Origin of the sequence: Novosphingobium resinovorum (genome assembly GCF_036352595.1) — a bacterium.
GTDB lineage: Bacteria > Pseudomonadota > Alphaproteobacteria > Sphingomonadales > Sphingomonadaceae > Novosphingobium > Novosphingobium resinovorum_B.
This window is the reverse complement of record NZ_JAZFAX010000008.1, coordinates 34785-59492: the sequence shown is the minus strand read 5'-3', so window position 1 is coordinate 59492 and position 24708 is coordinate 34785. Positions and strand designations below refer to the sequence as shown.

Below are 24708 nucleotides of genomic sequence, written 5' to 3'. Positions count from 1 at the left end.
TGTTCCACGTGAAACATCGTCATTTTCCGATGCAGAAGCGTCCGAACAGCGCGTCGAGCATGTCCTCGGTGGTCGCCCGCCCGATCAGCGCGTCGAAGGCCACGCGGGCCCGGCGCAGGCATTCCGCCACCAGCAGCGGATCGCTCTCCTTCCCCGCCGCGATCAGCGCCGATCGCGCATCCCCCAGCAGCGCGTGCTGGCGTGCATTGAGCGCCGCATCGCCGGGACGCGGCATCGCCTTTCGCCCATGTTCGACGAGATCGCGGCGAAGGGCATCGAGCCCCTCCCCGGTCACCGCCGAAACGCGGTGCCGCGCATCGGGTATCGCCGCCCGCCCCGATCGGTCGATCTGCGCCGCGATCTGCCAGGCGTCCTCGGGCGCGTCGTCCGGGTCTCCGAGCCAGAGCACCAAGTCTGCCTCGCCCACTGCCGTCCGGGCGCGATCGATGCCGATGGCCTCGATCACGTCGTCGGTCTCGCCGCGCAGGCCGGCGGTATCGGCGAAGAGGAAAGGCACGCCCTCGATCGCCACCGCGCGCGTCAACACGTCCCGCGTGGTGCCCGCCAGCGGCGCGGTGATCGCCGCCTCAGCTTCGACGAGCGCATTGAACAGCGTGCTCTTGCCGGCATTGGGCGGTCCGGCAAGGACGATGCGGAATCCCTCGCGCAAAGTTTCGGCGCGCGGACGGGAGAGCCATCCCGAGACGGCCTCGGCCAGACCTGCGATCCGCGACGTGAAATCCGGTGGCAGATCGGAGACGTCATCCTCGTCGCCGAAATCGAGCACCGCTTCGACCGCAGCGGATATGCCGAGCAGCCCATCGCGCCATTGCTCCACCTGCCGCGACAGCACGCCCCCGGCCATGGCGATCGCGCTGCGCCGCTGCAGTTCGGTTTCGGCCGAAAGCAGATCGGCCAGCCCCTCCGCCTCGGCAAGGTCGATGCGGCCATTCGCAAAAGCGCGGCGCGTGAATTCCCCCGGTACGGCACGGCGCAGTCCCGGCATCTGCGCCAGCGCGGCCTCGACGGCGTTGACCACCGCCCTGCCCCCGTGAAGGTGAAGTTCCGCAAGATCCTCGCCGGTCGCGGTCCGGTTTCCGGGAAACCACAGGACCAGCGCCTGATCCAGCGGTGTTTCACGTGAAACACTCAAGGTCCGATAACTGGCGCGGCGCGGGCTGGGCAGATCGCCGGAAAGCGCAACAAGCGCTTGCCCCGCCGCCGGACCACTGATCCGGATCACGGCGATGGCGGCCGGCGGAGACCCGCTTGAAAGCGCGAAGATCGTATCGTCCATGCGCGGCCCCTATCAGCGGCAGACCGGCAGGTCGATGGCCCGGTTACTTGCCGTCCTTGCCCGGCTTGCCGGCACCGCTCATCGCCATGGCCACGCCGTTCTCGAGAAACTGCTGGAACAGCTTGAGCCCCATCTGCCCCATCGGCGCCACCTGCTTGGCCAGTTCGTTCATCTGATCGAAGTTGGTGGTGCCCTGCATCGCATTGGTCAGCGCATCGACGTAGGCCTCGTTCGCCCTCGTCACGTCGGGAAGGCCGAGGAACCGGCGGGCCTCCTCCGGGGAGCATTCGACCTCGACATTGACCTTCATCGCGCGTCTCCTGCCCTATAATTATCGCATCATGACTGACACATGCGCTTGGCAAAGTCCATTGCAAGTGCCTTACTCCCGCAAAACCGGACAGGAGAACCGCGATGTCGACCAACGCCGAAATTCCCACCCTCGATGGCGACGGCACGATCCCCGCCTACGTCGCCGCCCCCGATGGAGAGGCACGCGGTGCGATCATCGTCCAGCAGGAGATTTTCGGCGTCGATGCCGGCATCCGCAAGAAGGCGGACGAATGGGCGGCGAAGGGCTACCTTGCCGTCGCTCCCGACACCTTCTGGCGCCAGCAGCCGGGCATCGAACTGAGCCCTTATGTCGAATCCGAAATGCAGGCCGCTCTCGGCCACATGATGCAGCACGACTTCGACCTGGGCATACGTGACATCGAGGCGGTGATCCACTGGATCCGCCGCGAGAAGCACGTCGCGAAAGTCGGCTTCGTCGGTTTCTGCATGGGCGGCAAGATCGCCTATATGGCCGCGACCCGCACCGACGTGGATGCCTCCGTCGGCTACTACGGCGTGATGATCGACCAGATGCTGGGCGAGAAGCACGCCATCGCGCGCCCGCTCATGCTGCATATCCCGACCGCCGACCACTTCGTCGATGCAGCGGCGCAGAAGGCGATCCACGACGGCCTGGACGACCATCCGCGCGTGACGCTCCACGACTACGAGGGCCTCGACCACGGCTTCGCCGCGGAGATCGGCGCGCGTCGTGACGAAGCGGGGGCGAACCTGGCGGACGGACGCACCGAAGCTTTCTTCGCCGAGCACGTCGGCTGAGGGACCGGACCATGACCGACAGCTACCGCATGATCGTGCGCGCCCACGGCGGCCCCGAAGTGATCGAACGCGAGGACTTCGCGGTGCCCTCCCCCGGCGCCGGCGAAGTGGTGATCGAAACCGAGGCGGTGGGCCTCAACTTCATCGATACCTACTACCGCAAGGGCCTCTATCCCGATGCCCTGCCGATCGCGCTGGGATCGGAAAGCGTCGGGCGGATCGTCGCGCTGGGTGACGGCGTCGAAGGCTTCGCCCTGGGCGAACGCGTCGGCACCACGCAGAACGGCGGCGCCTATGCCACCCACCGCGTGATCCCGGCCGCCAAGGCCATGCGCATCCCGCAAGGGATCGCACCCGAAGTCGCCGCCGCCGTGATGCTCAAGGGCCTGACCGCCTGCTACCTCGCCGAAGAGACCTTCCCCGCCAGGGCCGGCGACGTGGCGCTGGTCCACTCCGCGGCGGGCGGGGTCGGTTCGCTGCTGGTGCCCTGGCTGCTGGACAAGGGCGTGACGGTGATCGCCCACGTCGGCTCGCCGGAGAAGGCCGCGCAGGTTCCCGGCGACCATACGCTGTCCTGTCCCTTCGACGAGCTACCGCAGGCCGTGCGCGAGGTCACCGGCGGCGCGATGTGCAACGTAATCTACGACGGCGTCGGCGCGGCGAGCTGGGACGCCTCGCTCGCCAGCCTGCGCCGGCGCGGGACCATGGTAAGCTATGGCAATGCCTCGGGCGCGGTGCCGCCGATCGCGATGCTCGATCTCATGAAGGGCGGCTCGCTCTATGCCACGAGGCCGACGCTGGCGGACTACGTCGCCACGCCGGAAGCACTGGCGGCGAGTGCGGCGAAGCTGTTCGAAGGCATCGCATCGGGCGTGCTGATGCCGAAGATCGGGCAGACTTTTGCGCTGGCGGATGCGGCGCAGGCGCATCGGGCTTTGGAAAGCCGGGCTACGACTGGGTCTACTGTTTTGATTCCATAGGAAGACAATCCTGGGGCCATGGGCCCCAGACCCCCGAACTGTCGTCGTATCGCCCTGCGGCACCGGAGGTGTAGCAGGGCTTTTTCATGCCATGAGCACACAACGTCGCTGCGCGCGTGCGGTCGACGGTATGGGGGTCTGGGGCCCATGGCACCAGAATCTCCCTTAATTCCTGTCAGAACAACGAAACGATCCCGAGCGCCGGATCGACCCACCCTTCGTAGATCATCTTCACCGCGACATAGAGGATCACGGCAAGTCCGACCCAGGCGATCCAGCGATAGCGCTCGATGTACCGTGCAATGAAGTTCGCCGCGAGGCCCATCATCGCCACCGCCACGATCAACCCGACGATCAGGATTCCGGGATGCTCGCGCGCCGCGCCGGCCACGCCGAGAACGTTGTCGATCGACATCGACACATCCGCCACCGCCACCGAAATCGCCGCCGAAGCAAAGCTCCTGGGCGATTTGAGGCCGGAATGCTCGTCCCCTTCGATCTCGGGAGAGCCGGCCGAATGGGCGTCGGAGTGGCTGATCTCGCGGTACATCTTCCAGGCGACCCACAACAGCAGCAGGCCGCCCGCGAAGATCAGGCCGACGATGCCCAGCAGCCAGGTCACCACCAGCGCGAAGCCGATACGCAGAACCAGCGCGGCGATCACGCCGATGGCGATGACTTTCCTGCGCTGGTCCGCCGGCAGCCCCGCCGCCAGTGCACCGACGACGATCGCATTGTCGCCGGCCAGCACCACGTCGATCATCAGCACCTGGAGGAACGCGGAAAGCGCCGCCGGGGTGCCGATGTTCGAGAAGTCGGTGACGATGTGGTGCCAGATCTCCGCCGGGCTCTGGATTCCCCCAGCGATCTGGGGTGCCGCGGCGAGGATCGTCAGGATATCCAACATCGTCTCCCGGGACGCTTACTGGTTCATCGTGGCGAAGAAGTCCTCGTTGGTCTTGGAGTCCTTCATCTTGTCCAGCAGGAATTCCATCGCATCGACGGTGCCCATCTGCATGAGGATACGGCGCAGCACCCACATCTTGGTGAGCTGGTCCTTGGGGACGAGCAGCTCTTCCTTGCGGGTGCCGGACTTGCCGACGTCGAGCGCCGGGAAGATGCGCTTGTCGGCCACCTTGCGGTCGAGGACGATTTCCGAGTTACCGGTGCCCTTGAACTCTTCGAAGATGACTTCGTCCATGCGGCTGCCGGTGTCGATCAGCGCCGTGGCGATGATGGAGAGCGAGCCGCCTTCCTCGATGTTGCGCGCGGCGCCGAAGAAGCGCTTGGGGCGCTGCAGGGCGTTGGCGTCGACACCGCCGGTCAGCACCTTGCCCGAGCTGGGCACCACGGTGTTGTAGGCGCGGCCGAGGCGGGTGATCGAGTCCAGCAGGATGACCACGTCGCGCTTGTGCTCGACGAGGCGCTTGGCCTTTTCGATCACCATTTCGGCGACCTGGACGTGGCGCTGCGCGGGTTCGTCGAAGGTGGAGGAGATGACCTCGCCCTTCACGCTGCGCTGCATGTCGGTGACTTCCTCGGGTCGCTCGTCGACGAGCAGGACGAGGAGGAACACCTCGGGGTGGTTGTCGGTGATGGCCTTGGCCATGTTCTGCAGCAGCACGGTCTTACCGGTGCGCGGCGGCGCCACGATCAGCGCGCGCTGGCCCTTGCCCTGCGGCGAGATCAGGTCGATCACGCGGGCCGACTTGTCCTTGACCGTGGGGTCGAGGCTGTCGAGCTTCAGGCGGCTGTCAGGATAAAGCGGCGTCAGGTTGTCGAAGTTGACGCGGTGGCGCACGGCGTCGGGATCGTCGAAATTGACGCTCATCAGCTTGGTGATGGCGAAGTAGCGCTCGCCTTCCTTGGGGGCGCGGATTTCGCCTTCGACGGTGTCGCCGGTGCGCAGGCCCCATTTGCGGACCTGGTTCGGCGAGACGTAGATGTCGTCGGGCCCGGCGAGGTAGTTCGCCTCGGCGTTGCGCAGGAAGCCGAAACCGTCGGTCAGCACTTCGATCGTGCCCTGCCCGATGATTTCCTCGCCGTCTTCGGCCACTTCCTTGAGGATGGCGAAGATCAGATCCTGACGGCGCAGCGTGGAGGCGCTTTCGACGCCCAGTTCCTCTGCCATTTCGACCAGCTCGGCCGATGACTTCTTCTTGAGTTCCTTGAGATGCATTTCTTGAGATTCCAGATGGATTTAGAGTGTCGGCCGGCGGGATCATCGGGCTTGGGGAAAGCGGATCCAGGCAGGAGACAAAGGCTCGCGCCCTGTTGCCGGAACGAGCCCAGATAAGCGTTCGCAAGCGCGCGGTCAACGAGTCAATCCGCGAGATGGCACCGGAGCGGGGCGAGTGGAGAATTGCCTTCGGACATGGACCGGCACCTCGTGCGGCCGGGGGCTTCGACAAGCTCAGCCTGAGCGGGAATTGAAGCCCAGTTCTCCAACCCGCTCAGGCTGAGCTTGTCGAAGCCCCCCGGTCCAGCGCGCCGTTACTTCGCACCCCCGAACTTGCCCTTCCACGCCTCGAACTGCCCCGCGAGCGGATCCAGCTGCGCATGGCAGCGCGCCTTGTCCGCCTGATAGGTTTCCGGCCCGTACCCCGGCGCATGGAGGATCGCATCGATCCCGGCGGCGATATCGAGCTGCGGATCGCGCGCCTGGATCCGGCCGAAGTAGTAGAGCGCCCCGCCGTCCACTTTCTCGCGCAGGTCGCCCTGCACCTTGCCGGCCGCGACCGAGAGATAGGCCAGGCAGTGTAGATCGTCCTGCTCCGCCTGCGGCAGCGCGGACAGGGACAACGCGGCGGCTAGCAGGGCAGCGATCACGGGCATCACTCCTTCAGAACGGTTTCACGACCACCAGGATGACGATCACCACCGCCGCCAGCCCCGGCACTTCGTTCAGCATGCGCAGCGTCTTGCCGCTCAGCGGACGTTCGCCCCGCGCCAGCTTCTTCGCATAGCCGACCAGCCAGCCATGATAGCCCGAGAGGCCCAGCACGAACAGCAGCTTGGCATGGAGCCAGCCTTCGCTGAACGCGCCGATCGCCAGAGCCGTCAGCACGCCCAGAACCCAGGTGAGGATCATCGAGGGCGTCAGGATGATCTTCCGCAGCTTGGCCTCGCGATCGACCCAGCGGGCCTCTTCCGGCGATCCTGCGTCCGATTCCTGATGGTAGACGAAGTAGCGCGGCAGCATGAACAGCCCCGCCATCCAGAAGATGACGAAGATGACGTGCCCGGCCTTCAGCCAGGGATAGAGACTTGCGAGAATTGCCATGGTGGAAAACCCTTTAGCGAGTCATTCCGCCAGTCTCAACCGAAGCCTTGAACCGCGAGGCCTTCCCCCTGAATCGTCATTGCGAGCGAAGCGAAGCAATCCAGAGCCGCGTAAACCGCCCTGGATTGCTTCGCTTCGCTCGCAATGACGAAGGGTCGGGGTATTTCGAACTTGTGGAGCGCTCAGCGTTCCCAGCCACGGACGGTCGCCAGCAGCTGCTCGACGTTGGGGATCGGCGTGAACTGGCCGATGCCGTGGCCGAGGTTGAAGACGTGGGGCCGATCCGCGAAGGCGTCCAGCACCGCCAGCGCCTGTCGATCCAGCTCCTCCCCGCCCGCCAGCAGCAGCAGCGGGTCGAGATTGCCCTGCACCGGCATGCCTGAAGGCAGCTCGCGCGCGGCCCAGAGCGGGTCGATGGTCTCGTCGATGCCGACCGCGTCCACCCCGGTCTCGCGGGCATAGGCGGGCAGCTTTTCGCCGGAACCCTTGGGGAAGCCGATGATCGGAGTCTGGGGATGGCGCGCCTTCACGGCGGCGACGATCGCTGCATTGGGCGCGATCACCCAGCGTTCGAACTGCGCCGGAGACAGGCTGCCCGCCCATGAATCGAACAGCTGCACGGCTTCCGCGCCGGCTTCGATCTGGCCGCACAGGTATTCCACGGTCACCTGAATCACCGCGTCGATGATCGCCCCGAAGGCGGCGGGATCGCGATAGGCCATCGCCCGGGTGTCGTGCTGGTCGCGGCTGCCCTCGCCGGCGACCATGTAGGTGGCCACGGTCCAGGGCGATCCCGCGAAGCCGAGCATCGTCTTGTCGGCGGCCAGCTGGCTGCGGACCTTGCGGACGGTCTCGTAGATCGGGGACAGCCGCTCGGGCACCGGACTCAGGCCGGCGAGCGCGTTGTCCACCAGGCGGGGAGTCAGCTTCGGCCCTTCCCCGGCAAGGAACTGGAGATCCTGTCCCATCGCGTAAGGGACGATGAGGATGTCCGAGAACAGGATCGCCCCGTCGAATCCGAAACGGCGGATCGGCTGCAGCGTGATTTCGGCGGCCGCGTCGGTATCGTAGACCAGCGCGAGGAAGCCGCCCTTTTCGGCGCGCAATTCGCGGTATTCCGGAAGGTAGCGGCCCGCCTGGCGCATGAGCCAGATCGGCCGCTTGCCTGCGGTGTTTCCGCGCAGAGTGTTGAGGAGAATTCCGGGCATCGCGTCACGTCCCAACAAAAAATAGAATTTTTATAGAAGGATGATGGAGTCTGTTGGCCCTGTGGATATCGGGGATTGGCGCGCCTTGCCCGATTTACCCCCGGTTGAACAGGTCGAAGAGTCATATGCGACTCTTGGACGAGAGTGAGTCAACGAAAGGTTGTTCGCCTTGTCCACAGGGTGTGGGAAGAGTCGGCCCGCCTGTCCAGAAACTGACTCGGTGAATCCCCATAGCGGGCAGGAATCGCCCGAGCCGAGTTGTCACCGGAACGCTCCCATGGTTTATGCGGCCACATATCCACAAGGAGCCCGATAGCCGCCCATGGCGCGTTTCCACCTGCACCTGCTGTCAGATTCCACCGGCGAAACGCTGGAGATGATCGCCAAGGCCGCGCTCGCGCAGTTCGACGACGACGGCGACGTTCTGCGCCATTTCTGGCCGATGGTCCGTTCGCAGCAGCACCTCGACCGCATCATGGGAGAGATCGCCTCCAATCCGGGGCTGGTCTTCTTCACCCTCGTCAACGAGGAGACGCGCGGGCGGCTGGAGGAAAAGTGCCAGCAACTCGGCCTGCCCGCGATCGCGGTGCTCGATGGCGTGACCGACGCGCTGGAAGCGCTGCTCGGCCAGGAAGCCAAGGGGCGCCCCGGCCGCCAGCACCGGCTCGACGATGCCTATTTCGCCCGCGTCGATGCGATCCAGTTCACCATCGCCCATGACGACGGCGTGCTGTGGGAGGAATGGGAAGAGGCCGACATCGTGCTCGCCGGTGTCTCTCGCACTAGCAAGACGCCGACCTCGATCTACCTGGCCAATCGCGGGTACAAGGTGGCGAACATCCCGATCGTGGTGGAAAGCCCGCCGCCGCCACTGCTCTATGGCCTGAAGCGACCGCTGGTGGTGGGGCTGACCACCGCGCCCGATCGCCTCATCCAGATCCGCCGCAATCGCCTGCTCTCGCTCAGCCAGTCGCCCGATACCGACTATGTCGCGACCGATGCGGTGGAGAGCGAGCTGAAATATGCGCGGCGCATGTTCGCGGACAACTCCTGGCCGGTGATCGACGTCACCCGCCGCTCGATCGAGGAGACCGCCGCGGCGGTCATCAACCTCTATAACGAACGCAAGGCCGCCGGGCAGTCCGGACAAGTCGGCCCGAAGCCCATCTGACAGGTTTTCCATGATCGTTCTTGCATCCCAGAGCGGCTCGCGCCGTGCCATGCTCGAGGCGGCCGGCATCCCGTTCCGTGCGCAGCCTGCGCATATCGACGAGCGCGCCCTTGAAGCGAGCCTCGAAGGGGCCGCTGCCGCGGAAGTCGCGGTCGCGCTGGCGACGGCGAAGGCGCAACATGTTTCACGTGAAACATCGGGCGCGGTGGTGCTCGGCAGCGACTCGCTCGTCTCCTGCGGTGGCCGCCGGTTCGACAAGCCCGCCAGCCGGGAGAACGCCGCCGAGCACTTGCGGTTCTTTTCCGGCAAGGTGATGGAACTGCACAGCGCGGCCGCCCTCGTCCGGGATGGCGAAGTGCTGTGGGCCGAGGCCGCGCTCGCGCAGTTGCGGGTGGCCGAGTTGTCCGACTCCTTCATCGCCGGCTACCTCGACGCCGAATGGCCGGAGGTCGCCGCCTGCGTCGGCGTGTTCCGCATCGAGGGGCGCGGCGTGCAGCTGTTCGAGGCGATCGACGGCGACTATTTCACGATCCTGGGCATGCCGCTGCTCAAGGTGCAGTCGGCGCTGCGCCGTCTGGGAGTGCTGGTGCGATGACACGGTATGCCGAAGTCATCGGCGATCCGATCGCGCAGTCCAAGTCGCCGATGATCCACAATTTCTGGCTGGCCGAACTGGGGCTCGAAGGTCGCTACGACCATTGCCTGGTCAGGCTGGAGGATCTCGCCGAATACCTGGCCGGGCGGCGTGCCGATCCCGACTGGCGCGGTTGCAACGTGACGATGCCGCACAAGCTGGCGATAGCGCGGTTGATGGACCGGCTCGATCCCCTCGCCGCGCGGATCGGCGCGGTGAATACGGTCGTGCGCGAGGCCGACGGCAGCCTGACCGGCTACAACACCGACGCCCCCGGCTTCCTGGAGCCGGTGCGCGCGGAGCTGGACAAGGTCCACCTGTTCCGCATGGCGCGGGTGCTCGGCACCGGCGGCGCCGCGCGCGCGATCGTCGCGGCGCTGGCGCAGGAGCATTTCGTGATCGTGCTGGCCGGACGCGATCCCGACAAGGCGCGCGCGATGCTCGATGAACTCGCGCCCGGCGGCGAGCACCATGCCATCGGGCTCGATCATTTCGCCGACGCCACCGATTTCGCCTTCGACGATCGCGAGCAGTGCTTCGACCTGGTCATCAACGCGAGTCCGCTGGGCATGACCGGTCAACCGCCACTGGCCTTCGATTTCAGCCACGCGCCGCCGCGCAGCGTGGTTTACGACATCGTCACCAGCCCGCTCGACACGCCGTTCCTGCAGCAGGCGCGCGGGGCCGGGTTCCAGACGGTGGACGGGCTGTCGATGCTGATCGGCCAGGCGGATGCGGCCTTCACGCATTTCTTCGGCGCCCGCCCTCCCCGCGATCGCGACGCGGCGCTGCGCGAACTGATCCTGAAATGAAGATCCGCTCATGAAAATCCGCTCATGAAAATCCTGGGCCTGACGGGATCGATCGGCATGGGCAAATCGACGGTCGCGCAGATGCTGCGCGACCTCGACGTGCCGGTCTTCGATGCCGATGCCGCCGTCCACCAACTGCAGGGTCCGAACGGTGCGCTGGTGCCACTGATCGAGGCGGCCTTTCCGGGCACTACGGATGCTTCAGGTGTGGTTAGGCCCCTGCTGGGTGCCGTTGTGTTCCAGGACAAGGACAAGCTGGCGGTGCTGGAGCGAATCGTCCACCCGGCGGTGGCGGCGATGCGCGGCGATTTTCTCCGGGACAATGCGGAGGCGCCACTGGTCGTCTTCGACATCCCGCTGCTTTACGAAAAGACCGGCGACAAGGGCCTCGATGCGGTCGCGGTGGTCTCCGCCCCTGCCGCGGAGCAGCGCCGCAGGGTGCTCGCCCGGCCCGGCATGACGAGCGAAAAATTCGAGCAGATTCTGGCACTTCAGGTTCCCGACGCGGAGAAGCGCGCGCGGGCCGACCACGTCATCGATACCGGCACTTCGCTCGAAGCGACGCGCAAACAGGTGGCCGGTATCGTGAAGGCGCTGACCCGAGGGCAATAAACCTCTCCAACCCCTTGCACATCCTTCTGCACAGGCAGATATGGAGAGGGATGAGAGAGATCATCTTCGACACCGAGACGACCGGATTCGACCCGAAAAATGGGGATCGCCTGGTGGAAATCGGTTGCATCGAGATGGTCAACCGGGTGCTGACCGGCCGTACCTATCACGCCTATTTCAATCCCGAGCGCACGATGCCGGCCGAAGCCGAGGCCGTGCACGGCCTGTCCGACGCCTTCCTCGCCGACAAGCCGCTGTTTGCCGCCGGCGCGCTGGAATTCCTCGACTTCATCGAGGACAGCCCGATGGTGGCGCACAACGCGTCCTTCGACTTCAACTTCATCAATGCCGAACTGGCGCTTTGCGGCCTGCCTGCGGTTTCGCGCGACCGGATGGTCGATACCGTGGCGCTGGCCAAGGTCCGCCACCCCGGCGCGAAGCTCTCGCTCGACGCGCTGTGCACGCGTTACGGGATCGACCGCAGCCACCGCACCAAGCACGGCGCGCTGCTCGACTCCGAACTGCTTGCCCAAGTTTACGTGGAACTGCGGGGAGGCCGTCAGATCGGCCTCGAACTTTCTGCAGAAACCACTGAGATCGTGACGGAAATCAAGGTTCTCAATACGAAGGACCGTATCTTCCGTCAGCCGCGTCCCCACGCGGCTACCGAGGCGGAACTCTTAGCGCACGCGGAGTTTCTCAAGTCGGTCGATACCCCGCTCTGGGGTGCCTGAACTCTAAGTCTAAGGAGAAACGCCCATGGATATCCGCGTCTCTGGTCACCAGGTCGAAACCGGCGAGGCCCTGCAGGTCCACGCCAACGACAAGCTCACGGCGATCATCGAGAAGTATTTCAACCGGGCGCTGTCGTCTCACGTCACTTTCGGCCGCGCGCCGGCCGGGGCGTTCAAGTGCGACATCATCATGCACGTGATGCAGAACCTCGTGCTCAAGGGCAGCGGCATGGCGCAGGACGCGCATGTCGCCTGCGACCAGGCCGCCGAGAAGATCGACAAGCAGCTGCGCCGTTACAAGCGGCGCCTCAACGACCGTTCCGAACAATCCGCCTTCGCCGTCGCCGCCGAAGATGCGGCCTACACGATCTTCGAGGAGCCGATCGCCGACAACGACGCGGACGACTATGAGGCAGATGCTCCGGTGGTCATCGCGGAGACCCGCGTGGACGTTCCGGAGGCGACCGTTTCGGATGCGGTCATGATGCTCGACTTGCGCAATACGACGGCACTGCTGTTCAAAAACGCTGGCACCGGCCGACATAATATGGTCTACCGCCGCGGTGACGGGTCGATCGGCTGGGTCGAACCGCACTGAACGCTTTTCGCGTACCGCTTCTGATCGACAGAGAGGAAGAAGAACCCCCGGTTTCCGGCCGGGGGTTTGGGGGCATGCAACACTGGCAACCGGTCTAGTATCAGAAACGCAATGAGTGGGCTTTTTTCGCTGCTGCCCGAGGCCGTCATCACGGCCGATGCGGACGGCAAGGACATCATCCTGGACCAGCTCGCGAGCCGGTTCGCCGCGGTCTATGGTCTCGACCATCAGGCCGTGCTGGCGCGCATCGTCGAGCGGGAGAAGCTCGGCAGCACCGGCTTCGGGCGACGGATCGCGATCCCCCATGCCCGCATGGCCGGGCTGACCCGTCCGGTCGCGGTGTTCATGCGCCTGGCCTCGCCGGTCGAATTCGAATCCGCCGATGGCATGCCGATCGACCTCGTGTTCGGCCTGCTCTCGCCCGAGGGCGCCGGCGCGACCCATCTGCATGCCCTGGCTGCGATCTCGCGCATGATGCGGGACGAGCGCATGCACGAGGCGCTGCTGGCCGCTCCCGGGACCGAGGCGCTCTACAGCCTGCTGAGCAACGTCATCGACCGCGATGCCGCTTGAAGACACGGCAGGCGGCACCGGAGGCGCGCAGCTGCACTGGCGCGCGCTGGAAGGTCTCTATGCCTCTGCGCCGATCAACCAGCTGTTCCGTTCGGAGCTGGAAATCGTCGCCGATGGCCATGCACGCATCACGTTTTTCGTCGAGCCCGACTGCTTTCACGCGGCCGGCGCGGCGCATGGCACAATCTACTTCAAGATGCTGGACGATGCGGCCTTCTATGCCGCCAATACCCACGTCACGGACCGCTTTCTGCTGACGACCTCGTTCAACATGCACCTCAGCAAGCCGATCAAGGGTGGTCGCATCGTTGCAGAGGGACGCTGGGTGAGCGGGCGCCGCCGCGTGATGGTGGCCGAATCCTGGCTGACCGACGAGGACGGCGACGAGTGCGGGCGCGGCACCGGCACCTTCATGCGTTCGCGTATCGCCCTGTCCAGCCTGCCGGGCTATGCGGTGCCGCAGGGTTGATGGACGCGCGTCTCCCGGCTCACCTGGAAGTTTCCGCGTTGATTCGCCGGGTCAATGCCGAGGGCGGGTTCGCCACGGTGCTGGCCAAGGGTGAGCCCGACGCGGGGACGATCCTTGCGGTCCTGTCGCGCAATGGCGCGGATCAGCGTCTCTACGAGCGCATGCCCGAACTCGACGGCACCCGTCGCTGGCGGTGTTCAAAACGGCAGGACGTTGAAAACCCGTTCGAATTCCAGGAGTACCTGGACCGAAGGCGGCGGCAGGATCCCGATGTGTGGATCATCGAACTCGATGCCGCAGACGCCGAACGCTTCATCGGCGTGGACGCCAGCGCGGGTTGACTTGCCCGGCGCACGCCCTAAAGGCCGCTTCCACTGACGCGAAAGCGGCGTGGGCGGCACTTCGGCAGCCCTGCTAGCACGCAGACGGGGAATCGTCGGCAGGCTCGACGGATACTGAACGCCATACCTGGCTTTCCGTTCCAGCCTGCGTCGGACCGGTTCACCGCCTTTGATCAAGTTTGAATGCGAAAGAAAGTTGAGTGGGCGAGCGCGATTGCGCTGGCCGCGACGGTTCTCACCGCTCTTCTAGGCGCCACGGGTTCGGGCGCGGCAGCATCGGATTTCATTCCGACGCTGATCGAAACGAAGCCCGCCCCGCAGTTCGTTTCCCAACCCATCGTCCAGGCGCTTTCCGCCGACGAGGTTGAGGATACCGACACCCCCGATGCGGATTCCCTCGAACAACTGGTGTCCCAGCAGGATGCACCGGACGACATGTCGCGCGACATGCGTTGCCTGGCCGGTGCGATCTACTTCGAAGCGCGCGGTGAATCGCTGGAAGGCCAGCTTGCGGTAGGCCGCGTGATCGTCAACCGTACCAAGTCGGGCCGTTTTCCGGCCAGCTATTGCGGCGTCGTCTACCAGCCATCGCAGTTCTCTTTCATCCGTGGCCGCTCGATGCCTGCCGTGCGCGAGAATTCGCCTAGCTGGCAGGAAGCCGTCGCCATCGCCCAGATCGCCGACGACGGGGCCTGGAAGAGCAAGGTCAAGGGCGCCCTCTTCTTCCACGCCAAGCGCGTTTCCCCGCGCTGGAGCAAGCTGACCAGGCTTGCCCAGGTGGATAACCACGTCTTCTATCGCTGAAGCGTCCGGGGAAGTCCTGAGGCTTCCTTTGAGCCGCAAGGTGGGCAGAAACAAAACACCCCAGGACAGCATAGGCCGTCCTGGGGTGCTTTGTTTCTGGGCCCCGTGATCCCATGGCGCCGTGCCGGGATCACGGGATGCCGGATCACGCCAGCAGGTGTTCCTCGGCGATCCTGGTCTTCCACACCGGCGGGGCCAGCGTGTGGACGTTCTTGCCTTCGCTGTCGACGGCCACGGTCACCGGCATGTCCTGCACGGTGAATTCGTAGATCGCCTCCATGCCGAGGTCCGCGAAGCCGACGACCTTGGCTTCCTTGATCGCGCGCGCGACGAGGTAGGCCGCGCCGCCGACCGCCATCAGATAGGCCGACTTGTGCTTGGCGATGGACTCGGTCGCCGCCGGACCGCGCTCGGACTTGCCGATGCTGGCGAGCAGGCCGAGGTCGAGCATGGTGTCGGAGAACTTGTCCATGCGGGTGGCGGTGGTCGGACCGGCGGGGCCGACGACTTCCTCGCGCACCGGATCGACGGGTCCGACGTAGTAGATCACGCGGCCCTTGAAATCGACCGGCAGTTCCTCGCCCTTGGCCAGCATGTCGGCGATGCGCTTGTGCGCGGCGTCGCGGCCGGTCAGCATCTTGCCGTTGAGCAACAGGCGATCGCCCTGCTTCCAGCTCTGGACTTCCTCAGCGGTCAGCGTGTCGAGGTTGACCTTGATCGCTTCCTTGCTGGGCTTCCACTCGACCTTGGGCCATTCGTCGAGGTTCGGCGTCTCGAGGAAGCTCGGGCCGGAACCGTCCAGCGTGAAGTGCGCGTGGCGGGTGGCGGCGCAGTTCGGGATCATCGCGACGGGCTTGCCCGCGGCATGGCACGGCCAGTCGAGGATCTTGACGTCGAGGATCGTGGCAAGGCCGCCCAGGCCCTGCGCGCCGATGCCCAGCGCGTTGACCTTGTCGAAGATCTCGATGCGCAGCGCCTCGATGTCGTTCTGCGGGCCGCGCTGCTTGAGCTGGGCCATGTCGATCGGCTCCATCAGGCTCTGCTTGGCGAGCTTGACGCAGTGCTCGGCGGTGCCGCCGATGCCGATGCCCAGCATGCCCGGCGGGCACCAGCCGGCGCCCATCTGCGGCAGCATCTCGATCACCCAGTCGACGATGGAATCGCTGGGATTCATCATCTTGAACTTGGACTTGTTCTCCGAACCGCCGCCCTTGGCCGCGACGTCGACCGAGATCTTCGAGCCCGGGACCATCTCCACCGACAGCACGCAAGGGGTGTTGTCCTTGGTGTTGCGGCGGGTGAAGGCGGGGTCCGCCAGCACCGAGGCGCGCAGCTTGTTCTCGGGGTGGTTGTAAGCGCGGCGCACGCCGTCATCGACCACGTCCTGCAGCGAGCGGTCGGATTCGAGGCGGCAGTTCTGGCCCCACTCGATGAAGACGTTGACGATGCCGGTGTCCTGGCAGATCGGGCGGTGACCCTCGGCGCACATGCGGCTGTTGGTCAGGATCTGGGCGATGGCGTCCTTGGCCGCCGGGCCCTGTTCCGCTTCGTAGGCGTCGCCCAGCGCGCGGATGTAATCCATCGGATGATAGTAGCTGATGTACTGCAATGCGTCGGCGACGGACTCGATGAGGTCCTCTTCGCGGATGGTCACCATTTCTGTCATGGAATTCTCCGGTCTTCTTGGCCCGATCTGGCGGATAACGTCGGATTTTTGCCGCTCCATAAGCCGCATGGCGGTGATCGTCAAAGTGCTTGATCGGATCGACGGGCGTTGTTTCATGGGGCTTGGCCTGAGAGGCGGGTTCGCTTAGAAGCGGCCGCATAGTGTCGTCTTCGCGATTGCAGCGATCTGCCGCAAGCCCCGCGAGCGAGTGAGGGAATACACGAATGACCTTGACCGAGGACCGGTCGGCTCCTGCCACCGACTTTGCCGCAGCCCGCCGTGCCATGATCGTCAGCCAGCTGCGCACCAGCGGCGTGAACGAGCCGTGGGTGCTGGAAGCGATGGCGAATGTTCCACGTGAAAACTTCGTGCCCGCCGAACTGCGCGACGCCGCCTACATCGACCGCGCCGTGCCGCTGGGCGAGGGCAGGTTCCTCGGCGCTCCGCTGGTGCAGGGCAAGATGCTGCAGGAAGCCGCGCCCGCGCAGGCCGACAAGGTGCTGCTGGTCGGCGACGGTGAAGGCTACCTCGCCACGCTGCTGCGCCCCCTGGTCGGTTCGCTCGATTCCGTGGCCCCGGCCGCTGCAGGCGATGCCGGCGCGGGCGAATACGACCTGATCGTCGTCGACGGCGCCATCGAAGTGCTTCCCGATGGCCTGTCCGCGCGCCTTGCCGATGGCGGCCGGGTCGTGACCGGGCTCGTCGATCGCGGCGTGACCCGGCTTGCCGCCGGCACCAAGGCAGGTGGCGTGACCTCGCTGCTGCCGCTCGCCGAACTGGGGATTCCCGTGCTTCCCGAATTCGCCGCTCCCAAACGCTGGAGCTTCTGAGCATGGCCCGGTTCGCTAAGCGTGCCGGGCTGCTCGCGGGGGGATGTCTGACAGGCTGCCTGATGGTGGCAGCGGCCGGCGCGCCAGCGCGGGCTGACACCCTGCGCGATGCGCTAGTCTCGGCCTACAAGACCAACCCCACGCTCGAAGCCGCGCGCGCCCAGCAGCGCGCCACCGATGAAGGCGTGCCGATCGCCAAGGCCGCCGGCATGCCCTCGGCCAGTGCCAGCGGCACGTACACCGAGTATCTCAAGCAGAGCGAAAACTCGTTCAACGCCCCGCTGCGCACGTTCAGCGCAGGTGCCGACCTCGGGGTGCCGATCTACTCGGGCGGCGCGGTGAAGAACCGCGTCAAGGCGGCCAGGATACGCGTTGGTGCGGGTCAGGCAGACTTGCGCGCCACCGAAGCCTCGGTGTTCTCGCAAGTCGTCGCCGCTTACATGGACGTGATCCGGACCGAGGCGATCGTCGGCCTCAACCGCAAGAACGTCAGCGTGTTGAAGACCAACCTCGATGCCACCGGAGACCGGTTCGAGATCGGCAACCTGACGCGCACCGACGTGGCGCAGTCGCAGTCACGCCTCGCCGTCGCGCAGAGCGACCTGCTGACCGCCGAAGCCAATCTCGCTGCCGCGCGCGAAACCTATATCCGCCTGATCGGCACCGCGCCGGGCTCGCTGGAGGCGCCGCCGCCCTTGCCTGGGCTGCCCGGCACGGCCGACGATGCCTCGGCCATCGCCCTCGATTCGAACCCCGACCTGATCGGTGCGCGCGAGCGTACGCGGGCCGCGGAAAAGGACATCGACGTCGCAGGGGCCAGCCGGCTGCCGACGCTGAGACTGTTCGGCCAGGGCAGCTATAACAACTATTTCAACACGCTTGCCCGCGGCGTTCCCAGTTCGGGGGTGACCCAGCACGATTCCGCCGCGCAGGCGGGCGCACAGCTGTCCATCCCGATCTTCCAGGGCGGCCTGCCCGCCGCCCAGCGCCGTCAGGCACAGGCGACGGCCTCGGCCTCGCTGGAGCAGGAGATCGCCACCGAGCGCGACGTGATCGCCCAGGTCCGCTCGGCCTTCACGTCCTACGTCGCGTCGAACGACCTGATCCGCTCCTCGCAAGTGGCGGTGGATGCCGCAACCCTAAGCCTCGAAGGCGTGCGGGCGGAGAATTCGGTGGGCCGCCGGACGATCCTCGACATCCTCAACGCCGAGCAGGAACTGCTGAACGCGCAGGTCACGCTGGTGACCGCGCGGCGCAATGCCTATGTTGCCGGTTTCACCCTGCTGGCGGCGATGGGCAAGGCCGAGGCGCGCGACCTCAATCTCGATGGCGGCATGCTCTACGACCCGAACGTCAATTACGAGCGGGTGCGCGGCAAGGTCTTCGACTGGGACGATGATGACGCTCCCGTCGCCCGATCGACGCGCACCGTTGACACGGCGGTGCAGGACGGCAAAATCCCCGACTCGCAGGAGCCCTGATCCCGATTCGGGAGCAGGCTTCGCGCGCGGTGAACAGGGATTTTCTAGCCAATGCGTCAGAACGGTGAGCCTTCGGTCGAGGAGATCCTCCAGTCGATCAAACAGGTCATCGCGCGTGACAGTCGCCTGGAGACCCGCACCGGCCGCACTGAACGCCTGATGCGAGAGCCCGAACCGACCTTCGAGGAGGAGGACGACGACGTTCTCGAACTTCAGGAGACGGCGCAGATTCCGTCTTCGGTCGAGGACGATGCCCCTCTCCTTCCCCCTCAGGCGCGCGATTCGATGCGGGAATCGCTGGCCGCGCTCGCGATGCTGTCAGAGCCCGGCGCCCCGCCCCAGATCGTCCGTTCGGGCGAGACCTCGCTGGAAGCATTGGCGCGCGAACTGCTGCGCCCTGCCCTGGCCGAATGGCTCGATCGCCACTTGCCGCCGCTGGTCGAGCGGCTCGTCGCAGCGGAGATCGCACGGATCGTCGGCAAGAAGGGCTGACGCTTTCGCGCTGGCGGGGCTGGACCTTGGGCAGCGGGCTTCCTACCTTCGCTGCATGTCAAAGCCCTGCCTTGCGTTGCCTGATACTGCGCGCCATCCCCTCTGTTGCCGTGCCGAGCGGACAGGGCGATGGAGACTGCAGGCATGACCGCGATCCGCGATATCGAAAAGGCCGAGGCGGCATTCGCCAAAACCGGCAGCGACGTGATCCGCCGCCACATCTTCATCTGCGCGGAGCCGCAGAAGGGTGAGTGTTGCTCTCCCGAGAAGGGACAGGCCGCGTGGAAGTATCTGAAGAAGCGGCTCAAGCAGCTCGGGCTGGATGGTTCGGGCGGCGTCGCGCGCACCAAGGCGGATTGCCTGCGTATCTGCCATGCGGGCCCGGTCGCGGTCGTCTGGCCCGATGGTGTGTGGTATCATTCGTGTGACGAAGACGTGTTGGAGACGATCATCCAGCGCCACCTGATTGGTGGCGAGCCGGTGGAGGAATACCGGCTGCACGCCCCTTCCCGGTAAACGGGGATGAGTTCATGGCGCGCTGCGCATGCCATGATGAACCTCAGCCTTCGCTGCCTGCCTCGCGCTTGAGGTCGTAGAGGATTTCCAGCGCATCGCGGGGCGAGAGGGCGTCGATGTCCATGTCGCGCAGCTTGTCGCGCAGGGCGTCGCACTCTTCCTCGCGGTTTTCTTGCGCGGCGGCGAACAGCGGCAGGTCGCCGAGGCCCGCCGCGAGGCCGCCGGTTTCGGCGCGGCCTTTCTCCAGCTTCTCCAGCACCGACTTGGCGCGGCTGATGACCTTGGGCGGAACCCCGGCAAGACGCGCCACAGCGAGGCCGTAGCTGCGATCTGCCGGCCCTTCAGCCAGTTCGTGGAGAAGCACCAGGTCGCCCTTCCACTCGCGCGCGCGGACGTGGTGGAGCGAAAGCGCCTCGCAGGTCTCGGCCAGCCGCGCCATCTCGTGATAGTGCGTGGCGAAAAGGCAGCGGCAGCGGTTGGTTTCGTGCACCGCCTCGGCGACCGCCCACGCCAGCGCGAGGCCGTCATAGGTTGACGTGCCGCGCCCGACTTCGTCGAGGATCACGAAGCTGCGCTCGCTCGCCTGCGCAAGGATGGCGGCGGTTTCCACCATCTCGACCATGAAGGTCGAACGCCCCCGCGCGAGGTTGTCCGAAGCGCCGACGCGGCTGAACAGGCGGTCGACCATGCCGATCCGCGCCGCCTTGGCGGGCACGAAGCCGCCTGCCTGCGCGAGCAGCACGATTAGCGCGTTCTGGCGCAGGAAGGTCGATTTACCGCCCATGTTCGGGCCGCCGATCAGCCACAGCCGGTCATGGCTGGCGAGGCGGCAGTCGTTCGCCACGAAGCGCTCGCCCTGGCTTTTAAGCGCCGCTTCCACCACCGGATGCCGCCCGCCCTCGATCTCCAGCGCAAGGCCATCGACCACTTGCGGGCGCGTCCAGTTGCCCTCGGCGGCGCGTTCGGCCTGACCGGCGGCAACATCGATGCGGGCCAGCGCGGCGGCGGTGCGGGCGATCTCCCGCCGCGCGGCGACGGCCTCGGCCACCAGCGTCTCGAAATGTGCGTCCTCCGCCACGAGGGCATGGCCGCCTGCCTCGGTGATGCGCGCGGCTTCCTCATGCAGCGCCAGCGCGTTGAAGCGCATCGCGCCCGCCATCGTCTGGCGGTGCGAGAAGCCGCTGTCCGGCTCCATCAGCTTGTCGGCGTGGCGCTGTGCAACCTCGATGAAGTAGCCGAGCACGTTATTGTGCTTGATCTTGAGCGAGGCGACGCCGGTTTCCTCGCGGTACTTCGCCTCCAGCGCAGCGATGGCACGGCGGGCATCGCCCGACATCAAGCGCAGTTCATCGAGCGAGGCGTCGTAGCCGCTGGCGATGTAGCCGCCCTGCCCGCGTTCGGTCGGAGGCGTCTCCACCAGCGCGCGCGAGAAGTGATCGACCAGTGCGCCATGCCCGCCAAGATCGGGCAGCACCCGGTCCAGCAGCACCGGCACGTCATCCATCTGCCCCAGCCGGTCGGCGATCCGACGCGCCCCGCTCAGGCCATCCCGCAGCTGGCCGAGATCGCGCGGAGAACCGCGCCCCGCCACCACGCGGCCCAGCGCGCGGCCCACGTCGGGCAGTGCCCGCAGCGCGGCGCGCATGTCCTCGCGCAGCAGCGCATCGCCGTGGAGCCATTCGACCAGTTCCAGCCGCTCGGCGATCGCCATGCGGTCGGTCAGCGGGGCCGAGAGGTCGTCGGCCAGCTGGCGCGCGCCCGCGCCGGTGACGCAGCGGTCGATCGCGTCGATCAGGCTGCCCTTGCGTCCGCCGCTTGAGGCTTCGAGGATTTCGAGGCTGGCGCGCGTGGCTTCGTCCATCGCCAGCGCGGCGTCACTCGCGCGCGCCTCGGGCGGGAGCAGCAGCGGCAGCTTGCCCCGCCCGACATGGTCGAGATAGGCGATGAGCCCCCCCGCAGCCGCGAGCATCGCCCGCGTGAAGGCCCCGAAGCCGTCGAGCGTGGCTACGCCGTGGACCAGCTTCAGCCGCTCCTCGCCGCCGTCGGAGGAGAATTCGTGGCCGCCGCGCCCGATGGCGCCATCGGGAGCCTGATCCCAGCCCTCGGGCACCACCAGCTCGCTCGCGCCGAGGCGGGCCAGCGCCGCCGCCAGCCGCTCGGGCGCGCACTCTTCCAGTTCCATGCGGCCGGTGGAGATGTCGCAGGCCGCGATGCCGACGATCCCGCGAACTTCGCAGGCCGCCGCCAGCACATTGGCGCGGCGCGGCTCCAGCAGCGCTTCCTCGGTCAGCGTGCCCGCCGTGACGAAGCGCACGATGCCGCGCGCGACCAGCGACTTGGAGGCGCGGCCCTCCTTGCGGGCGCGCTCCTTGGCCTCTGCAGGCGTCTCGGTCTGTTCGGCGATGGCGACGCGGCAGCCTGCCTTGATGAGCCGCGCGAGGTAGCCCTCGGCCGCGTGCACCGGCACCCCGCACATCGGGATCGGCTGCCCCAGATGCTCGCCGCGCGTGGTCAGCGCGATGTCGAGCACCTGGCTCGCCGTCTTCGCGTCCTCGAAGAACAGCTCGAAGAAGTCGCCCATGCGATAGAACAGCAGGCAGTCACCTGCCTCTTCGCGCAGCGCAAGGTACTGCGCCATCATTGGAGTCGCGCCGGAAGTCATGCCAGCAGCGTTAGCGGCGCACCTGTCATTTTGGGAAGCGCGGTAGGACATCCTTTCCCCTATCGCGTCGCGATTTCATCCGTTAGGGCCTCTGGCAAATCTGGGGAGATCAAGCTTTGTCCGATAAGTCCAAGGTCCAGTTCACCGATCGCGAGGCGCTGTTCTACCACCAGACCCAGCGCCCGGGTAAGATCGAGATCATCGCCTCCAAGCCGATGGCGACCCAGCGCGACCTCAGCCTCGCGTATTCGCCGGGCGTCGCCGTGCCGGTGCAGGCCATCGCCGACGATGCCGCCACCGCCTACGACTACACCGCCAAGGGCAACCTCGTGGCGGTCATCTCCAACGGCACCGCGATCCTGGGCATGGGCAACCTCGGCGCGCTGGCGTCGAAGCCGGTGATGGAAGGCAAGGCCGTCCTGTTCAAGCGCTTCGCCGACGTCGATTCGATCGACATCGAGCTGGCCAGCGAGGACACCGATGCGCTGATCGAGGCCATCGCGATGATGGAGCCCAGCTTCGGCGGCATCAACCTTGAAGACATCAAGGCGCCGGAATGCTTCATCATCGAGCAGACCTTGCGCGAACGCATGAACATCCCGGTCATGCACGACGACCAGCACGGCACCGCGATCATCGCGGCGGCGGGCCTCATCAACGCCTGCCTCATCACCGGCCGCAAGCTGGACGAGATCAAGGTCGTGGTGAACGGCGCGGGCGCCTCGGCACTGGCCTGCACCTCGCTCATCAAGTCGATGGGCGTGAAGCATGAGAACGTGCTCGTCTGCGACACCAAGGGCGTGATCTATCCGGGCCGCGAGCGCGTGGACCAGTTCAAGTCCGCCCACGCCGTCTCGACCGACAAGCGCACGCTGACCGAAGCCCTCGTTGGCGCTGACGTCGTCCTCGGCCTCTCGGCCAAGGGCGCGATCACGCCCGAGATGGTCAAGTCGATGGCGCCCGAGCCGATCATCTTCGCGATGGCCAACCCGGACCCGGAGATCACCCCGCCCGACGCCAAGGCGGTGCGCCCCGACGCGATCGTCGCCACCGGCCGTTCGGATTACCCGAACCAGGTCAACAACGTGCTCGGCTTCCCCTTCATCTTCCGCGGCGCGCTCGACGTGCGGGCGACCGCGATCAACGAGGAGATGAAGATCGCCGCCGCCACCGCCATCGCCGAACTGGCGCGCGAGCAGGTCCACGAGGACGTCGCGGCGGCCTACGGCGGCGAGACGCAGCAGTTCGGCCGCGACTACATCATCCCTGCGCCTTTCGACCCGCGCCTGATGGAAGTGGTGCCGATGGCCGTGGCCAAGGCCGCGATGGATTCGGGCGTCGCCCAGAAGCCGATCGAGGACTTCGAGGCTTATCGCGACCAGCTGAAAGCCCGCCTCAACCCGACCACCTCGGTGCTCACCCGCGTCTACGAGCAGCTCAAGGCCAACCCCAAGCGCGTGATCTTCGCCGAGGCCGACAACGAAGTCGTCCTGCGCGCCGCGATCCAGTACCGCGACTTCGGCTACGGCGAACCGATCCTGGTGGGCCGTACCCAGGCGATCCTCGACAAGATGGCCGACCTCGGCGTCCCCAACCCCGAGAGCTTCCACATCGAGAACTCGATGGTCTCCGAGCACGTCCAGCCGATGGTGGAGATGCTCTACGACCGCCTGCAGCGCCGCGGTTTCCTGAAGCGCGACGTGCAGCGCATGTGCAACACCGACCGCAACATCTTCGCCTCCGGCCTGCTCAAGCTGGGCGTCGGCGATGCGATGGTGACGGGCATGACCCGGCCCTTCGCGCAGTCGATGAAGGAAGTGCGCCGCGTTCTCGACCCGGCCGAGGGCGAACTGCCCTGCGGCATCCACATGATGGTCGGCAAGAACCACACCGTCTTCATGGCCGACACCACCATCAACGAGCGCCCCACCGCCGAGGAACTGGTGGTCATCGCCAAGGAAACCGCCGCCGTCGCCCGCAAGCTGGGCCACGAACCGCGCGTTGCCTTCCTCAGCTACTCGACCTTCGGCAACCCGGCAGGCAAGTGGCTCGACGCCACGCGCGAGGCGATCCGCATGCTCGACGAGCAGCAGGTCGACTTCGAATACGAGGGCGAGATGGCCCCCGACGCGGCGCTGAACCCGAAGATCATGGAACTCTACCCGTTCTGCCGCCTGTCCGCTCCGGCGAACGTACTGGTCATGCCGGGGCTGCAGTCGGCCAACATCTCGGCCAAGCTGCTCAAGGAGATCGGCGGCACGACCTCGATCGGGCCGATGCTGCTGGGCATGGAAAAGCCGGTGCAGATCGTGCCGATGACCGCCATCGCGCCGGATGTGCTGACGTTGGCGGCATTGGCGGCTGCGGGGATTACGGGCTAATTTGAAGGGGAAAATGCAGGGGTTTACCACCCCTGCACCCCGTACACCGTC

At 66.2% G+C, this 24708-nt stretch carries 26 protein-coding genes; 17 read left to right on the top strand and 9 right to left on the bottom strand.

Annotation, left to right across the window (positions count from 1 at the left end; all coding sequences use genetic code 11):
- Positions 1-19: 19 nt before the first annotated feature.
- Positions 20-1297 (bottom strand): tRNA uridine-5-carboxymethylaminomethyl(34) synthesis GTPase MnmE, encoded by a 1278-nt coding sequence (gene mnmE / locus V2S85_RS09925; RefSeq protein WP_330702701.1) that lies wholly within the window; start codon positions 1295-1297, stop codon positions 20-22.
- Positions 1298-1340: 43 nt separating this feature from the next.
- Entirely contained in the window at positions 1341-1607 is a 267-nt protein-coding gene (locus V2S85_RS09920; RefSeq protein ID WP_330702700.1) for a DUF6489 family protein, read from the bottom strand.
- A 104-nt stretch (positions 1608-1711) separates the two neighbouring features.
- Here V2S85_RS09920 and V2S85_RS09915 point away from each other — a divergent pair, with 104 nt between their 5' ends.
- Together V2S85_RS09915 and V2S85_RS09910 are read left to right on the top strand one after the other, a co-directional pair.
- A complete protein-coding gene (locus V2S85_RS09915) occupies positions 1712-2410 on the top strand; it encodes a dienelactone hydrolase family protein (protein WP_330702699.1) in 699 nt (232 codons plus the stop codon).
- 11 nt (positions 2411-2421) lie between these two features.
- A complete protein-coding gene (locus tag V2S85_RS09910; RefSeq protein ID WP_330702698.1) occupies positions 2422-3390 on the top strand; it encodes a quinone oxidoreductase in 969 nt (322 codons plus the stop codon).
- Between the two features lie 175 nt (positions 3391-3565).
- Here V2S85_RS09910 and V2S85_RS09905 read toward each other — a convergent pair whose 3' ends face one another.
- The 5 genes from V2S85_RS09905 to hemE form a co-directional block, all read right to left on the bottom strand.
- Positions 3566-4297, bottom strand: a complete 732-nt coding sequence (locus tag V2S85_RS09905) for a TerC family protein (RefSeq protein WP_330702697.1) — start codon at positions 4295-4297, stop codon at positions 3566-3568.
- 15 nt (positions 4298-4312) lie between these two features.
- Positions 4313-5569: a transcription termination factor Rho gene (gene rho, locus V2S85_RS09900; protein ID WP_330702696.1), complete on the bottom strand. Its 1257-nt coding sequence runs from the start codon at positions 5567-5569 to the stop codon at positions 4313-4315.
- 314 nt (positions 5570-5883) lie between these two features.
- Positions 5884-6225, bottom strand: coding sequence for a hypothetical protein (locus V2S85_RS09895; protein ID WP_330702695.1), 342 nt, complete (start codon positions 6223-6225; stop codon positions 5884-5886).
- Positions 6226-6232: 7 nt separating this feature from the next.
- Positions 6233-6673 (bottom strand): CopD family protein, encoded by a 441-nt coding sequence (locus V2S85_RS09890; protein WP_330702694.1) that lies wholly within the window; start codon positions 6671-6673, stop codon positions 6233-6235.
- A 182-nt stretch (positions 6674-6855) separates the two neighbouring features.
- The gene (gene hemE, locus V2S85_RS09885) at positions 6856-7881 is read right to left on the bottom strand and encodes a uroporphyrinogen decarboxylase (protein ID WP_330702693.1); all 1026 of its coding nucleotides are present in this window, start codon (positions 7879-7881) and stop codon (positions 6856-6858) included.
- A gap of 322 nt (positions 7882-8203) precedes the next feature.
- Here hemE and V2S85_RS09880 point away from each other — a divergent pair, with 322 nt between their 5' ends.
- The 10 genes from V2S85_RS09880 (at position 8204) to V2S85_RS09835 (ending at position 14629) form a co-directional block, all read left to right on the top strand.
- A complete protein-coding gene (locus tag V2S85_RS09880) occupies positions 8204-9052 on the top strand; it encodes a pyruvate, water dikinase regulatory protein (protein WP_330702692.1) in 849 nt (282 codons plus the stop codon).
- A 10-nt stretch (positions 9053-9062) separates the two neighbouring features.
- A complete protein-coding gene (locus V2S85_RS09875; RefSeq protein WP_330702691.1) occupies positions 9063-9647 on the top strand; it encodes a nucleoside triphosphate pyrophosphatase in 585 nt (194 codons plus the stop codon).
- The gene (gene aroE / locus V2S85_RS09870) at positions 9644-10498 is read left to right on the top strand and encodes a shikimate dehydrogenase (protein WP_330702690.1); all 855 of its coding nucleotides are present in this window, start codon (positions 9644-9646) and stop codon (positions 10496-10498) included. The genes V2S85_RS09875 and aroE overlap by 4 nt, the downstream gene beginning before the upstream one ends.
- Positions 10499-10522: 24 nt before the next feature.
- Positions 10523-11110, top strand: a complete 588-nt coding sequence (coaE, locus tag V2S85_RS09865; RefSeq protein ID WP_330702689.1) for a dephospho-CoA kinase — start codon at positions 10523-10525, stop codon at positions 11108-11110.
- Positions 11111-11160: 50 nt separating this feature from the next.
- A complete protein-coding gene (gene dnaQ / locus V2S85_RS09860) occupies positions 11161-11844 on the top strand; it encodes a DNA polymerase III subunit epsilon (protein WP_330702688.1) in 684 nt (227 codons plus the stop codon).
- Positions 11845-11869: 25 nt separating this feature from the next.
- Positions 11870-12442 (top strand): ribosome hibernation-promoting factor, HPF/YfiA family, encoded by a 573-nt coding sequence (gene hpf / locus V2S85_RS09855; RefSeq protein ID WP_330702687.1) that lies wholly within the window; start codon positions 11870-11872, stop codon positions 12440-12442.
- Positions 12443-12553: 111 nt separating this feature from the next.
- Positions 12554-13015: a PTS sugar transporter subunit IIA gene (locus tag V2S85_RS09850; RefSeq protein WP_330702686.1), complete on the top strand. Its 462-nt coding sequence runs from the start codon at positions 12554-12556 to the stop codon at positions 13013-13015.
- Positions 13005-13484, top strand: a complete 480-nt coding sequence (locus tag V2S85_RS09845; protein WP_330702685.1) for a PaaI family thioesterase — start codon at positions 13005-13007, stop codon at positions 13482-13484. Before V2S85_RS09850 ends, V2S85_RS09845 begins: the two co-directional genes overlap by 11 nt.
- Positions 13484-13825, top strand: coding sequence for a DUF1491 family protein (locus V2S85_RS09840; protein WP_330702684.1), 342 nt, complete (start codon positions 13484-13486; stop codon positions 13823-13825). The genes V2S85_RS09845 and V2S85_RS09840 overlap by 1 nt, the downstream gene beginning before the upstream one ends.
- Positions 13826-14008: 183 nt before the next feature.
- A complete protein-coding gene (locus tag V2S85_RS09835; protein ID WP_330702683.1) occupies positions 14009-14629 on the top strand; it encodes a cell wall hydrolase in 621 nt (206 codons plus the stop codon).
- 145 nt (positions 14630-14774) lie between these two features.
- Here V2S85_RS09835 and V2S85_RS09830 read toward each other — a convergent pair whose 3' ends face one another.
- On the bottom strand, positions 14775-16295 hold the full coding sequence (locus V2S85_RS09830; protein ID WP_330702682.1) for a fumarate hydratase: 1521 nt from the start codon (positions 16293-16295) through the stop codon (positions 14775-14777).
- A gap of 224 nt (positions 16296-16519) precedes the next feature.
- Between V2S85_RS09830 and V2S85_RS09825 the strand changes: the two genes are divergently transcribed.
- The 4 genes from V2S85_RS09825 (at position 16520) to V2S85_RS09810 (ending at position 19614) form a co-directional block, all read left to right on the top strand.
- The gene (locus tag V2S85_RS09825) at positions 16520-17125 is read left to right on the top strand and encodes a protein-L-isoaspartate O-methyltransferase (RefSeq protein ID WP_330702681.1); all 606 of its coding nucleotides are present in this window, start codon (positions 16520-16522) and stop codon (positions 17123-17125) included.
- Between the two features lie 2 nt (positions 17126-17127).
- Complete coding sequence (locus V2S85_RS09820) at positions 17128-18606, top strand: TolC family outer membrane protein (protein ID WP_330702680.1); 1479 nt, start codon at positions 17128-17130, stop codon at positions 18604-18606.
- 51 nt (positions 18607-18657) lie between these two features.
- Entirely contained in the window at positions 18658-19098 is a 441-nt protein-coding gene (locus V2S85_RS09815; RefSeq protein ID WP_330702679.1) for a DUF2497 domain-containing protein, read from the top strand.
- 144 nt (positions 19099-19242) lie between these two features.
- On the top strand, positions 19243-19614 hold the full coding sequence (locus V2S85_RS09810; protein ID WP_330702678.1) for a (2Fe-2S) ferredoxin domain-containing protein: 372 nt from the start codon (positions 19243-19245) through the stop codon (positions 19612-19614).
- A 43-nt stretch (positions 19615-19657) separates the two neighbouring features.
- On the opposite strand, the gene mutS is transcribed toward V2S85_RS09810, so the two are convergent.
- A complete protein-coding gene (gene mutS / locus V2S85_RS09805; protein WP_330702836.1) occupies positions 19658-22255 on the bottom strand; it encodes a DNA mismatch repair protein MutS in 2598 nt (865 codons plus the stop codon).
- 137 nt (positions 22256-22392) lie between these two features.
- Between mutS and V2S85_RS09800 the strand changes: the two genes are divergently transcribed.
- On the top strand, positions 22393-24657 hold the full coding sequence (locus tag V2S85_RS09800) for an NADP-dependent malic enzyme (protein ID WP_330702677.1): 2265 nt from the start codon (positions 22393-22395) through the stop codon (positions 24655-24657).
- The last annotated feature ends 51 nt before the right edge of the window (positions 24658-24708 follow it).